This window comes from Streptomyces sp. NBC_01622 (assembly GCF_045209635.1).
Lineage (GTDB): Bacteria > Actinomycetota > Actinomycetes > Streptomycetales > Streptomycetaceae > Streptomyces.
The window spans coordinates 2057938-2070893 of record NZ_CP109293.1 but is presented as its reverse complement, the minus strand read 5'-3'; the positions used below and the strand labels follow the sequence as shown (position 1 = coordinate 2070893).

General features: G+C 70.2%; 13 protein-coding genes. All 13 read left to right on the top strand.

Annotation, left to right across the window (positions count from 1 at the left end):
* The first annotated feature begins 21 nt into the window (after positions 1–21).
* Positions 22–837, top strand: coding sequence for an ABC transporter permease (locus tag OH768_RS09555; protein ID WP_406452006.1), 816 nt, complete (start codon positions 22–24; stop codon positions 835–837).
* 49 nt (positions 838–886) lie between these two features.
* Complete coding sequence (locus tag OH768_RS09550) at positions 887–1240, top strand: VOC family protein (RefSeq protein WP_406452004.1); 354 nt, start codon at positions 887–889, stop codon at positions 1238–1240.
* 106 nt (positions 1241–1346) lie between these two features.
* Positions 1347–2501 carry an NAD(P)/FAD-dependent oxidoreductase gene (locus OH768_RS09545; protein ID WP_406452002.1) on the top strand — a complete coding sequence of 385 codons (1155 nt, stop codon included), beginning with the start codon at positions 1347–1349 and terminating at the stop codon, positions 2499–2501.
* Positions 2498–2806, top strand: a complete 309-nt coding sequence (locus tag OH768_RS09540) for a (2Fe-2S)-binding protein (RefSeq protein WP_406452000.1) — start codon at positions 2498–2500, stop codon at positions 2804–2806. Before OH768_RS09545 ends, OH768_RS09540 begins: the two co-directional genes overlap by 4 nt.
* Complete coding sequence (locus OH768_RS09535; protein WP_406451998.1) at positions 2799–4244, top strand: NAD(P)/FAD-dependent oxidoreductase; 1446 nt, start codon at positions 2799–2801, stop codon at positions 4242–4244. Before OH768_RS09540 ends, OH768_RS09535 begins: the two co-directional genes overlap by 8 nt.
* A 31-nt stretch (positions 4245–4275) precedes the next feature.
* Positions 4276–5172: a dihydrodipicolinate synthase family protein gene (locus OH768_RS09530; protein WP_406451996.1), complete on the top strand. Its 897-nt coding sequence runs from the start codon at positions 4276–4278 to the stop codon at positions 5170–5172.
* A gap of 36 nt (positions 5173–5208) precedes the next feature.
* Positions 5209–6210 (top strand): proline racemase family protein, encoded by a 1002-nt coding sequence (locus OH768_RS09525; RefSeq protein ID WP_406451994.1) that lies wholly within the window; start codon positions 5209–5211, stop codon positions 6208–6210.
* Between the two features lie 50 nt (positions 6211–6260).
* The gene (locus OH768_RS09520) at positions 6261–6953 is read left to right on the top strand and encodes a GntR family transcriptional regulator (RefSeq protein WP_406451992.1); all 693 of its coding nucleotides are present in this window, start codon (positions 6261–6263) and stop codon (positions 6951–6953) included.
* A 58-nt stretch (positions 6954–7011) separates the two neighbouring features.
* A complete protein-coding gene (locus OH768_RS09515) occupies positions 7012–8010 on the top strand; it encodes a LacI family DNA-binding transcriptional regulator (RefSeq protein ID WP_406451990.1) in 999 nt (332 codons plus the stop codon).
* Between the two features lie 109 nt (positions 8011–8119).
* Positions 8120–9466 carry an ABC transporter substrate-binding protein gene (locus OH768_RS09510; protein ID WP_406451988.1) on the top strand — a complete coding sequence of 449 codons (1347 nt, stop codon included), beginning with the start codon at positions 8120–8122 and terminating at the stop codon, positions 9464–9466.
* A 4-nt stretch (positions 9467–9470) separates the two neighbouring features.
* On the top strand, positions 9471–10427 hold the full coding sequence (locus OH768_RS09505) for a carbohydrate ABC transporter permease (RefSeq protein WP_406451986.1): 957 nt from the start codon (positions 9471–9473) through the stop codon (positions 10425–10427).
* Complete coding sequence (locus OH768_RS09500; RefSeq protein WP_406451984.1) at positions 10424–11299, top strand: carbohydrate ABC transporter permease; 876 nt, start codon at positions 10424–10426, stop codon at positions 11297–11299. The genes OH768_RS09505 and OH768_RS09500 overlap by 4 nt, the downstream gene beginning before the upstream one ends.
* A gap of 39 nt (positions 11300–11338) precedes the next feature.
* Positions 11339–12940, top strand: coding sequence for a glycoside hydrolase family 13 protein (locus tag OH768_RS09495; protein WP_406451982.1), 1602 nt, complete (start codon positions 11339–11341; stop codon positions 12938–12940).
* The last annotated feature ends 16 nt before the right edge of the window (positions 12941–12956 follow it).

Genomic DNA, 12956 nt, shown 5'->3' with positions numbered 1-12956 from the left:
CTCTGAAGGAGGTGACATGTCATGCAGCTCTCCCGTTCCTCGCGCATCGCCCTGCGCGTGGCCGCCGGGTTCGGCTTCGCGGTGATCTACGTCCCGCTCCTGCTCGTCCTCGTCAACTCCCTCAACCCGGACCGCAGCGCGAGCTGGCCGCCGTCGAGCCTGACCCTGCACTGGTGGTCCGTCGCCTGGCAGAACTCGGGCGCCCGCGCGGCCCTCTGGGTCTCGGTGAAGGCCGGCCTCGGTGCCACCGCCATCTCCCTGGTGCTCGGCACCCTGATCGCCTTCGCGGTCGCCCGGTACCGATTCTTCGGCCGTGACGCCATCTCCTTCGTGGTCGTGCTGCCGATCGCGCTGCCCGGCATCGTCACGGGCATCGCCCTCAACTCGGCGTTCAGCACGGTACTCGAGCCGCTCGGCGTGGGCCTCGGCCTGTTCACGGTGATCGTCGGACACGCCACCTTCTGCATCGTCGTCGTCTTCAACAACGTCGTCGCCCGGCTCAGGCGCACCTCCGGGTCGTACGAGGAAGCGGCCATGGACCTGGGGGCCGACACCTTCCGCGCCTTCGTCGACATCACCTTCCCGCTGGTGCGCTCGGCGCTCCTGGCCGGCGGACTGCTCGCGTTCGCGCTGTCCTTCGACGAGATCGTGGTGACCACCTTCACCGCCGGACCCGGCATCGAGACCCTGCCGATCTGGATCTTCAACAACATGACCCGGCCCCAACAGGCGCCGGTCGTCAACGTGGTGGCCGCGGTGCTCGTCCTGCTCTCGGTCGTCCCGATCTACGTCGCACAGCGGCTGTCCGCCGACACGGCCACCGGCAGCCGGGTCTGACGCCCTGAGCACCTGTTTTCCGGGGCGCCGGCCGGTCTAAGCTCTGCGGATGACCTTGGAATGGGAACAGGTAATCGTGCACTCGGAGGATCCGGCGGCCCTGGGCCAGTGGTGGGCCACGGCTCTCGGCTGGGTGGTGGTCCACTCCTCCGACGACGAGTTCGAGATCCGTCCGGCGCCGGACCGCCTGCCGGGGATCGACTTCGTACGGCTCGCCGAGAGCAAGAAGTCCAAGAGCCGACTGCACCTCGACTTCAGGCCCGACGACCAGGACGCCGAGGTGGCCCGTCTGGAGGCCCATGGCGCCCAGCGGGTCGACATCGGCCAGGGCGAACAGTCGTGGGTCGTCCTGGCGGACCCCGAGGGCAACGAGTTCTGCGTCCTCGGGCAACGGCGCCAGTAAGCACCCCTGAGTGGGGTTGTCCCCGGTCCGCTGCGGCTCACCGTCCTCGCGGTGACATTCGCGCGGGGACATACTCAGCCAGAGAGGTATGTGACATAGTACTGACGTGAGCAAGCGACTGACCTGCGATGTCGTGGTCGTCGGAGCCGGAGTGGTGGGCGCGGCCTGCGCCCTCTACTCGGTCCGGGCCGGCCTCGACGTCGTCATCGTGGATCGCGGCCCGGTGTCCGGCGGCACGACCGGCGCCGGTGAGGGCAACCTGCTCGTCTCCGACAAGGCACCCGGCCCCGAACTCGACCTCGCCCTCCTCTCCGCCCGCCTGTGGACACAACTCGCCCAGGAAATCGGGGAGTTCATCGAGTACGAGGCCAAAGGCGGCCTCGTCGTGGCCTCCACGCCCGGCGGACTCACCGCCCTGGAGCAATTCGCCGAGGAACAGGGCACCGCCGGAGTCGTCGCCGAACCGGTCGACGCCGAGGCCCTCTACGACCTCGAACCCCGCCTCGCCCCGGACCTCCCGGGCGGCGTGCACTACCCCCAGGACCGCCAGGTGATGCCCGCCCTGGCCGCCGCCCACCTCGTCCGGGTCTCCGGCGCCCGCCTGCTCACCGGCCGTACCGTGACGGCCGTACTCCGCAAGACGGATGGAACGGTCCAAGGTGTCCGCACCGCCCTGGGCGACATCCTCGCCCCGACCGTGATCAACGCCGCCGGCACCTGGGGCGGTGAACTCGCCGCCCTCGCCGGCACCACCCTCCCCGTCCTCCCACGCCGAGGCTTCGTCCTCGTCACCGAACCGCTCCCGCGCCTGATCCACCACAAGGTGTACGCCGCCGACTACGTGGCCGACGTGGCCAGCGACTCGGCCACCCTGCAGACCTCACCCGTCGTGGAGGGCACGGCCGCCGGGCCCGTCCTGATCGGCGCCAGCCGTGAACGCGTCGGTTTCGACCGGGAGTTCTCGCTGCCGGTCCTGCGGGCCCTGGCGGCGGGCGCGACCCGCCTGTTCCCGTTCCTGGCCGACGTGCGGGCGATGCGCTCCTACCTCGGCTTCCGCCCCTACCTGCCGGACCACCTCCCGGCCATCGGGCCCGACCCCAGGGTCCCCGGCCTCGTCCACGCCTGCGGGCACGAGGGCGCCGGCATCGGACTCGCCACCGGCACCGGGCACCTGATCGCCCAACTGCTCGGCGGCAGGACCCCCGACCTCGACATGACACCCTTCCGCCCCGACCGCTTCCCCGACGAGGAGGGCGAGTGAGCCCAGGATCCCCGCAGGGCCTCGCCGACGCCCACCCGGGACCGGCCTTCACGGTCACCCTGGACGGCCGAGAGATCGAGGCAGTCCCCGGCCAGACCGTCGCCGCCGCACTGTGGTCGGCGGGAGTGACGTTTTGGCGCACCACCCGGGTCGGGGGAGCGCCGCGCGGCGTCTTCTGCGGCATCGGGATCTGCTACGACTGCCTCGTCACCGTCAACGACCGCCCGAACCAACGGGCCTGCCTGGTGCCATTGCACCCGGGTGACGCCATCCGCACACAGGAGGGAACGGGCCGCGATGACTGAGCGACCGCACCTCGCCGTGATCGGCGCGGGCCCGGCGGGACTCGCCGCCACCGTGGCCGCCGCGGCACACGGCGTCCGGGTCACGCTGCTCGACTCGGCCGCGCGGGCGGGCGGCCAGTTCTACCGACAGGCCGCCGCCGAACTGCGCGCCGCACGCCCGCAGGCCCTGCACCACCGGTGGCGGACGTGGCAGCGACTCAGCGACGCCCTCGCCCTCCACGTGGAGGCAGGCCACGTAAGTCATTTGACGGGCCATCATGTCTGGTTCGTGGAGCGGAGGTTGAGTGAGGGAGGCGGCGCTGCCGACAGCAGCGGCCCCCTCGACTCCTTCACCGTGCACGCCCTTCTCGGCCCCGAACAGGACATCCCCGTCGAGGTCCGCGCCGACGCCGTCCTCCTCGCCACCGGCGGCTACGAGCAGGTCCTCCCCTTCCCCGGCTGGACCCTCCCCGGAATCCTCACCGCGGGCGGCGCGCAGGCCATCCTCAAGGGCTCCCTCGCCGTCCCGGGACGAACCGCCGTGGTCGCCGGCACCGGCCCGTTGCTCCTCCCCGTGGCGACCGGTCTCGCCGCGGCCGGAGTCGAGGTGGCCGCGCTCGTCGAGTCCGCCGACCCCAAGGCCTTCGTACGACGGCCCCGGGTGCTCGCGGCACAGCCCGGCAAGATCGCCGAAGGTGCCCAGTACGCGGCCCAACTCCTGCGTCGGCGCGTCAAGTTGCTCACCCGACACACTGTCGTCGAGGCGCACGGCGACGAGCGGGTGGAGGCGGTGACCGTCGCCGCGCTCGACACCGACGGGCGGGTCCGCCCCGGCACCGAACGGCGCCTCGTCTGCGACACCCTCGCCATCGGCCACGGCATGCTGCCGCACACCGACCTCGCCGAGACCCTGGGCTGCCGGCTCGACGGGCTCTCCGTCCACGTCGACGACGAACAGCGCACCGACGTCCCCGGCGTCTGGGCGGCAGGCGAGACCACCGGCATCGGCGGCGCGGACCTCGCCCTCGCCGAAGGACACATCGCGGGACGCTCCGCCGCCGCCCGCCTGACGGGTGCCGTACCCGACCCGCGCGGGTGGGCGACGGCCGCCAAGTCCCGTACGCGATCGCGGGAGTTCTTCGCCGCCCTCGACACCGTGTACGCGCCGCCCGCCTGTTGGACCGAACTCGTCACCGACGACACGATCGTGTGCCGCTGCGAAGAGGTCACCGGAGGTGCCATCCGCGAGGCCGTGGCCGGGCTCGGCGCCGGTGACGTACGCACCGTGAAGCTGCTGACGCGGGCCGGGATGGGCTGGTGCCAGGGGCGGATGTGCGGGCCCGCGGTCGCGGGGCTCGCCGGGTGCGAACTCGCCCCGTCCCGGCGGCCGTTCGCGCGGCCCGTGCCGCTAGGAGTGCTGGCTCACGCCGGTGAGGCCGAGGACGACGATCATCAATGAAATGTCACACCCTATTGAGATGAGACGCTCCATGACCACCACCCCGAACCGTCCCTGGCGCGGCGTCCTCGTCGCCACCGCGCTTCCGCTGACCGACGAACTCGCCGTCGATTACGACAAGTTCGCCGAGCACTGTGCCTGGCTGGTCGACAACGGCTGCGACGGCGTCGTACCGAACGGCTCGCTCGGCGAGTACCAGGTGCTCACCCCCGAGGAGCGCGCCAAGGTCGTCGAGACGGCCGTCGCCGCGATCGGCGGCGCACGGGTGATGCCCGGTGTGGCCGCCTACGGTTCCGCCGAGTCCCGCCGCTGGGCCGAACAGGCCCGCGACGCCGGCTGCGCCTCCGTGATGCTGCTGCCGCCCAACGCCTACCGCGCCGACGAGCGTTCGGTCCTCGCGCACTACGCGGAGGTCGCGAAGGCGGGCGTGCCGATCGTGGCGTACAACAACCCCATCGACACCAAGGTCGACCTGGTGCCGGAACTCCTCGCCAAGCTGCACGGCGAGGGGTACATCCACGCCGTCAAGGAGTTCTCCGGCGATGTCCGCCGCGCCTACCAGCTCGCCGAACTCGCCCCGGAACTGGACCTGTTGATCGGCGCGGACGACGTCCTGCTGGAGCTGGCGCTCGCGGGTGCGAAGGGCTGGGTGGCCGGTTACCCCAACGCGCTGCCCGCCGCGAGCGTCGAGCTCTACCACGCGGCCGTCGGCGGCGACCTGGCCACGGCGAAGAAGCTGTACGAGCAGCTGCACCCGCTGCTGCGCTGGGACTCCAAGGTCGAGTTCGTGCAGGCCATCAAGCTGTCCATGGACATCGTCGGTCGACACGGCGGCCCGGTGCGTCCGCCGCGCGTTCCGCTGCTGCCGGGGCAGGAGGCCGTCGTGCGCGCCGCCACCGAGCAGGCGGTCGCGGCCGGACTCGCGTAAGTACCCTCGCAACGGCACCGATCCACCAGGAGCGTCATGCGCAGCAAACTCGTCCTGCACGCCGTCGACTCGCACACCGAGGGCATGCCGACCCGGGTGATCACCGGCGGCATCGGCGCCATCCCCGGTGCGACGATGAACGAGCGGCGGCTGTACTTCCGCGAACACCGCGACCACATCCGGCAGTTCCTGATGAACGAGCCGCGCGGCCACTCCGCGATGAGCGGTGCGATCCTGCAGCCGTCCACCCGGCCCGACTGCGACTGGGGCGTCGTCTACATCGAGGTCTCCGGCTATCTCCCCATGTGCGGGCACGGCACGATCGGCGTGGCCACCGTGCTCGTCGAGACGGGCATGGTCGAGGTCGTCGAGCCGGTCACCACGATCCGGCTGGACACCCCGGCCGGACCGGTCGTCGCCGAGGTCGCGGTCGGGAACGGTGCCGCGAAGAACGTCACCCTCAAGAACGTCCCGTCGTTCTCCGTCGGCCTCGACCGGGAAATCGCGCTCGCCGACGGGCGGACGGTGACATACGACATGGCGTACGGCGGCAACTTCTACGCCATTCTGCCGCTGGACCAGTTCGAGCTGCCCTTCGACCGGTCCCGCAAGGACGACATCATCAAGGCGGGCCTGTCCCTCATGGAGGCGATCAACGACAGGGACGAGCCCGTCCACCCCGAGGACGCCTCCATTCGCGGTTGCCATCACGTCCACCTGTACGCGCCCGGCGCGACCGCCCGGCACTCGCGGCACGCGATGGCGATCCACCCCGGCTGGTTCGACCGCTCGCCGTGCGGCACGGGTACCAGCGCCCGCATGGCGCAGCTCCACGCGCGCGGCGAACTCCCGCTGCACACCGAGTTCGTGAACGAGTCCTTCATCGGCACCCGGTTCACCGGGCGGCTCCTCGGCACCACCGAGGTCGCCGGCGTTCCCGCCGTACTGCCCAGCTTCACCGGCCGTGCCTGGATCACCGGCACCGCGCAGTACTCGCTCGATCCCACCGACCCGTTCCCGGGCGGGTTCGTCCTCTAGCCCGGGGATAATGGCCGGTCACGCGTGACATTGCACCACTAGGAGACTCGATGGCCGTCCAGCGCACCGGCGCCCCGCCCACCACTGCCCCGGATCTGCCCGCACTGGGCGGGAAGAGCAGCTACCGCGAGCGGGTCGCCGACGCGCTCAGGGCCGCGCTGATCGCGGGGGAGCTGCGGCCGGGCGAGGTGTACTCCGCGCCGACGCTCGCCGCCCGCTTCGGAGTCTCGGCCACACCGGTGCGCGAGGCCATGCTCGACCTCGCCAAGGAGGGGCTGGTCGACACCGTCCCGAACAAGGGGTTCCGGGTCACCGCGGTCTCCGAGAAGCAGCTCGACGAGTACACCCACATCCGCGCCCTGATCGAAATCCCCACGGTGGTGGGGCTGGCCGGGACCGCCGACCCCGTCTCGCTGGAGGCGCTGCGCCCCGCCGCCCGGGAGATCGTCGGCGCGGCCGTGGCCGGCGACCTCATCGCCTACGTCGAGGCCGACACCCGCTTCCATCTGGGGCTGCTCGCCCTGGTCGGCAACGCCCATCTCGTCGAGGTCGTCGGTGATCTGCGCAAGCGGTCCCGGCTCTACGGGCTCACCGCCCTCGTCAAGGAGGGACGTCTGCTGGCCTCCGCCCAGGAGCACCTGGACCTCCTCGACGCGCTGGTGGCCCGTGACGAGCGGGCCGTGCGTGAGATCATGACCCGTCACCTGGGGCATGTCCGCGGTCTGTGGGCCGCGCACGACTGAAGCGATTGGTTGCTCCATAGCGCAAACCACTTGCGTCACTTGCGCTATTCTTGCGCACATGACGCGACGACTTGCTGAGGTGGCGAAGAAGGTCGGGGTCAGCGAGGCCACGGTCAGCCGGGTACTCAACGGCAAACCCGGAGTCTCCGACTCGACCCGGCAGTCGGTGCTGTCGGCCCTGGACGTTCTCGGCTACGAGCGGCCCACCCAGCTGCGCGGTGAACGCGCGCGGCTGGTGGGCCTGGTGCTGCCCGAGCTGCAGAACCCCATCTTCCCCGCCTTCGCCGAGGTGATCGGCGGCGCGCTCGCCCAGCTCGGCCTCACCCCGGTGCTCTGCACCCAGACCAAGGGCGGGGTCTCCGAGGCCGACTATGTGACGCTGCTGCTGCAACAGCAGGTCTCCGGCGTCGTGTTCGCCGGCGGACTCTACGCCCAGGCGGACGCGCCGCACGACCACTACCGGCTGCTCGCCGAGCGCAACATCCCGGTCGTCCTGCTCAACGCGGCCATCGACCACCTGGGTTTCCCCGCCGTCTCCTGCGACGACGCGGTCGCCGTCGAGCAGGCGTGGCGCCACCTCGCCTCCCTCGGCCACGAGCGCATCGGGCTGGTCCTCGGACCCGCCGACCACATGCCGTCGGCACGGAAGCTGGCCGCCGCGCGGGCCGTGTCCGGGGACCTGCCCGACGAGTTCGTGGCGCGCGCCATCTTCTCCATCGAGGGCGGCCACGCCGCCGCCTCCCGGCTGATCGACCGCGGTGTCACCGGCATCATCTGCGCCAGTGACCCGCTCGCTCTCGGCGCGGTAAGGGCCGCCCGCCGCAAGGGACTTGACGTCCCGTCACAGATCTCCGTCGTCGGCTACGACGACTCCGCGTTCATGAACTGCACCGAGCCCCCGCTGACCACCGTCCGCCAGCCCATCGAGGCCATGGGCCGGGCCGCCGTGGAGCTCCTGAACTCACAGGTCGGCGGCGCCGTCGTACCCGCCGAAGAACTGCTCTTCGAACCGGAACTGGTGGTCAGGGGTTCCACCGCGCAAGCCCCGCGCAGCTGACAGCCGTCCTGCTGTCGAATAATTACAGATTCTGCGCGACATCTTGCGGAGAGATGTCGGCGGTGCTTGAGTGTGGGCGCCCACCGCTCCTGCCCAGAGGGGTCCATCGATGAGAAGCACCGGGTTCCGCCGTACCTTCGCCGCGATCGGCGTCTGTTCTCTCGCGCTCACCGCCGCCGCCTGCGGGTCCGGCGGCGACTCGGCGAGCGGCAAGACACGCATCACGGTCAACTGCGAGCCGCCCAAGAGCGCCAAGGTCGACCGCAAGTTCTTCGACTCCGATGTCGCGTCCTTCGAGAAGAAGAACGCCGACATCGACGTCGTCGCGCACGACGCCTTCCCCTGCCAGGACCCGAAGACCTTCGACGCCAAACTCGCCGGCGGCCAGATGGAGGACGTGTTCTACACGTACTTCACCGACGCCAAGCATGTCGTCGACATCAACCAGGCGGCCGATCTCACGCCGTACATCAAGGAGTTGAAGAGCTACGACACTCTTCAGCAGCAGCTGCGCGACATCTACACCGTCGACGGCAAGATCTACGGCATACCGCGCACCGGCTACTCGATGGGCCTGATCTACAACCGCAAGCTCTTCCAGCAGGCCGGCCTCGACCCCGACAAGCCCCCGGCCACCTGGGACGAGGTCCGCGCCGACGCCAAGAAGATCGCCGCGCTCGGCAACGGCACCATCGGCTACGCCGACTACAGCGCCCAGAACCAAGGGGGTTGGCACTTCACCGCCGAGATGTACTCGCAGGGCGGCGACGTCGTCGGCGCCGACGGCAAGAAGGCCACCATCGACACCCCGCAGGGCCACGCCGTGCTGCAGAACCTGCACGACATGCGCTGGACCGACAACTCGATGGGCAGCAAGCAGCTCCTCGTCATCAACGACGTGCAGCAGCTGATGGGTTCGGGCAAGCTCGGCATGTACCTCTCCGCCCCGGACAACATCCCGATCCTGGTCAAGGAGAAGGGCGGCAACTACGACGACCTCGCCCTCGGCCCGATGCCCGGCGGCCAGGGCACGCTCATCGGCGGCGACGGCTACATGTTCAACAAGCACGACACGCCCGCCCAGATCCGCGCCGGCCTCAAGTGGCTCGACAGCATGTTCCTCACCCCGGGCAGCGGCTTCCTCGGCGACTACGCCCGCGCCAAGAAGGCCAACGCCCCCGTCGGACTGCCCGAACCGCGCCTGTTCACCGGCGCCGCCGACGCCAAGGACCAGCAGGTCAAGAAGGCCAACGCCAACGTCCCGGTGCAGAACTACCAGGCCTTCCTGGACGGCAACCAGTCCCTCCAGATGAAGATCGAACCGCCGGACGCCCAGCAGATCTACTCCGTCCTCGACTCGGCCGTCTCCGCCGTCCTCACCAAGAAGGACGCGAACATCGACCAACTCCTGGGGGACGCCTCCGGAAAGATCGACGGCATCCTGGCCCGGGGCTGACCCGATGACCCGGACGGCCACCCGGAGTCCCGTCGAGACGACGGCGGTACGAGAGGTCGAGGCGCCGCCCCCGGTAGGGGGCCGGGGGCGGCGCCGCCTCCTCGACCAGGCCCGCGCCTACGCCTTCCTCCTCGGCGGCCTCATCTGCTTCGCCCTGTTCTCCTGGTACCCGGCGATCCGCGCGGTCGTGATCGCCTTCCAGAAGTACACGCCCGGCTCCTCGCCCGAGTGGGTCGGCACCGCCAACTTCACCCGCGTCTGGCACGACCCCGAGTTCACCGCCGCCTGGCGCAACACCCTCGTCTTCACCCTGCTGGCCCTGCTCATCGGCTTCGCGATCCCCTTCGTACTCGCCCTGGTCCTCAACGAGTTGAGGCACTGGAAGGCGTTCTTCAGGATCGTCGTCTACCTCCCCGTGATGATCCCGCCGGTGGTCACCGCCCTGCTGTGGAAGTGGTTCTACGACCCGGGAGCCGGCCTCGCCAACGAGACGCTGCGCTTCCTGCACCTGCCCACCTCGAACTGGTCCAACGGCACCGACACCGCCCTCATCTCCCTGGTGATCGTGGCCACTTGGGCCAACATGGGCGGCACCGTCCTCATCTACCTGGCCGCACTCCAGTCCATCCCCGGCGAGCTGTACGAGGCCGCCGAACTCGACGGCGCGAGCCTCCTCCAGCGCGTGCGGTACGTGACGATCCCTCAGACCCGCTTCGTCATCCTGATGCTGATGCTCCTTCAGATCATCGCCACGATGCAGGTCTTCACCGAACCCTTCGTGATCACCGGGGGCGGTCCGGAGAGCGCCACCGTCACCATCCTCTACCTGATCTACAAATACGCCTTCCTCTACAACGACTTCGGCGGCGCCTGCGCGCTCAGCGTGATGCTCCTCGTGCTGCTCGGCGTGTTCTCCGCCGTCTATCTGCGGCTGACCCGCTCCGGAGAGGACGACCTGTGAGCACCCGCACGCTTCTCTCCCCGGCCGCGCTCGCCCGGCCCCGCGGCAGGGCCGTCTACTGGACCGTGTTCACCGGCGTCGTCGTGCTCTTCGCCGTCGCCTTCCTCTTCCCCGTCTACTGGATGGTCACCGGCGCGATGAAATCGCCGGACGAGGTGGCGCAGACGCCGCCCACGATCATCCCCAAGCACTGGCACCTCAGCGGTTACACGGACGCCTGGGACCTGATGCAGCTCCCGGAGCACCTGTGGAACACGGTCGTCCAGGCCGCCGGCGCCTGGGCGTTCCAGCTGGTCCTGTGCACGGCCGCCGCCTACGCCCTGTCCAAACTCAAGCCCGCCTTCGGCAAGTTGATCCTCGGTGGCATCCTCGCGACGCTGATGGTCCCGGCGCAGGCGCTGGTCGTACCGAAGTACCTGACCGTCGCCGACCTCCCGCTGATCCACACCAGCCTGCTCAACGATCCCCTCGGCATCTGGCTGCCGGCCGTCGCCAACGCCTTCAACCTGTACCTCCTCAAACGGTTCTTCGACCAACTCCCGCGCGACGTCATGGAGGCCGCCGAGATCGACGGCGCCGGAAAACTCCGCATCCTGTGGTCCATCGTGCTGCCCATGTCCCGGCCCGTGCTCGGCGTCGTCTCGATCTTCGCCCTGGTCGCCGTGTGGCAGGACTTCCTGTGGCCGCTGATGGTCTTCTCCGACACCGACAAACAGCCGATCAGCGTGGCACTCGTCCAGCTGTCGCAGAACATCCAACTGACCGTGCTCATCGCCGCGATGGTGATCGCGAGCATCCCCATGGTCGCCATGTTCCTGGTCTTCCAGCGCCACATCATCGCCGGGATCAGCGCGGGCAGCACGAAGGGCTGACACCGCCCCTCGACGCCCTCCGACAGAAAGGCCAGCACAGTGGGACAGCCCACCCATGCCCAAAGCCACGACGACTGGTGGCGCTCGGCCGTCATCTACCAGGTGTACGTCCGCAGCTTCGCGGACGGCGACGGCGACGGCACCGGCGACCTCGCGGGCGTCCGCTCCAGGCTGCCCTACCTCGCCGAACTCGGCGTGGACGCTCTGTGGTTCAACCCCTGGTACCTGTCACCGATGAAGGACGGCGGCTACGACGTCGCCGACTACCGCGCCATCGACCCGGCCTTCGGATCGCTCGCCGAGGCCGAGAAACTCATCAGTGAGGCACGGGAGTTGGGCATCCGCACGATCGTCGACATCGTGCCCAACCACGTCTCCGACCAGCACCCGTGGTTCCGCGCCGCCCTCGCCGGCGGCCCCGAGCGCGAGCTCTTCCACTTCCGCCCGGGACGCGGCGAACACGGCGAACTCCCGCCCAACGACTGGCCGTCCCAGTTCGCCGGCTCCACCGAACCCGTGTGGACCCGCCTCCCCGACGGCGACTGGTACCTCCACCTGTTCACCCCCGAACAGCCCGACCTCAACTGGGCCCACCCGGCCGTCCGCCAGGAGCACGAGGACATCCTGCGCTTCTGGTTCGAGCGCGGCGTCGCCGGAGTGCGCATCGACTCGGCCGCACTGCTGGCCAAGGACCCGGCACTGCCCGACTTCGTCGAGGGCCGCGACCCGAACCCCTTCGTCGACCGCGACGAACTCCACGACATCTACCGCGCCTGGCGGGCCGTCGCCGACGAGTACGGCGCCGTCTTCGTCGGCGAGGTCTGGCTCCCCGACACCGAACGCTTCGCCCGCTACCTCCGCCCCGACGAACTCCACACCGCCTTCAACTTCGCCTTCCTGTCCTGCCCCTGGGACCCGGACCGGCTGCGCACCTCGATCGACGAGACCCTCGCCGAGCACGCCCCGATCGGCGCCCCCGCCACCTGGGTCCTCTGCAACCACGACGTGACCCGCACGGTCACCCGCTACGGCCGCGCCGACACCGGCTTCGACTTCGCCACCAAGGCCTTCGGCACCCCGACCGACCTCGCCCTCGGCACCCGGCGCGCCAGGGCGGCGGCGCTGCTGTCGCTGGCCCTGCCCGGGGTCGTCTACCTCTACCAGGGGGAGGAATTGGGGCTGCCCGAGGTCGAGCTGCCGGTCGACCGGATACAGGATCCGATGTACCTGCGGTCGGGCGGCACCGACCCCGGCCGCGACGGTTGCCGGGTACCGCTCCCATGGGTGGCCGACGCGCCGTACGCGGGCTTCGGCTCGCGCGGTGAGCCCTGGCTTCCGCAGCCGGCCGGTTGGACATCGTATGCGGTCGACCGTCAGCAGCGGACTGCCGACTCCATGCTCAACCTCTACCGCGAGGCGATCCGCCTCCGGCCGGCCTTCGGCGACGGCCCCCTCGCCTGGCTGCCCGCCCCCGACGGCGTCCTCTCCTTCGCCCGCGCGGACGGCGCGACGTGCGTGGTCAACCTGTCGGACAGACCCGTCGAGCTGCCGTCGCACACCCGGCTCCTGCTGACCAGCGGCCCCCTGGACGACCAGGGCCGGCTGCCGCGGGACACGGCGGCCTGGCTGCGCACCGCGTAATGCCGACGGTCGACCG

Coding starts and splice junctions, on each gene's coding strand:
- OH768_RS09525 (WP_406451994.1), top strand. CDS start 5,209: ATGCGCAGCAAACTCGTCCTGCACGCCGTCGACTCGCACACCGAGGGC.
- OH768_RS09535 (WP_406451998.1), top strand. CDS start 2,799: ATGACTGAGCGACCGCACCTCGCCGTGATCGGCGCGGGCCCGGCGGGA.
- OH768_RS09550 (WP_406452004.1), top strand. CDS start 887: ATGACCTTGGAATGGGAACAGGTAATCGTGCACTCGGAGGATCCGGCG.
- OH768_RS09510 (WP_406451988.1), top strand. CDS start 8,120: ATGAGAAGCACCGGGTTCCGCCGTACCTTCGCCGCGATCGGCGTCTGT.
- OH768_RS09530 (WP_406451996.1), top strand. CDS start 4,276: ATGACCACCACCCCGAACCGTCCCTGGCGCGGCGTCCTCGTCGCCACC.
- OH768_RS09505 (WP_406451986.1), top strand. CDS start 9,471: ATGACCCGGACGGCCACCCGGAGTCCCGTCGAGACGACGGCGGTACGA.
- OH768_RS09520 (WP_406451992.1), top strand. CDS start 6,261: ATGGCCGTCCAGCGCACCGGCGCCCCGCCCACCACTGCCCCGGATCTG.
- OH768_RS09555 (WP_406452006.1), top strand. CDS start 22: ATGCAGCTCTCCCGTTCCTCGCGCATCGCCCTGCGCGTGGCCGCCGGG.
- OH768_RS09515 (WP_406451990.1), top strand. CDS start 7,012: ATGACGCGACGACTTGCTGAGGTGGCGAAGAAGGTCGGGGTCAGCGAG.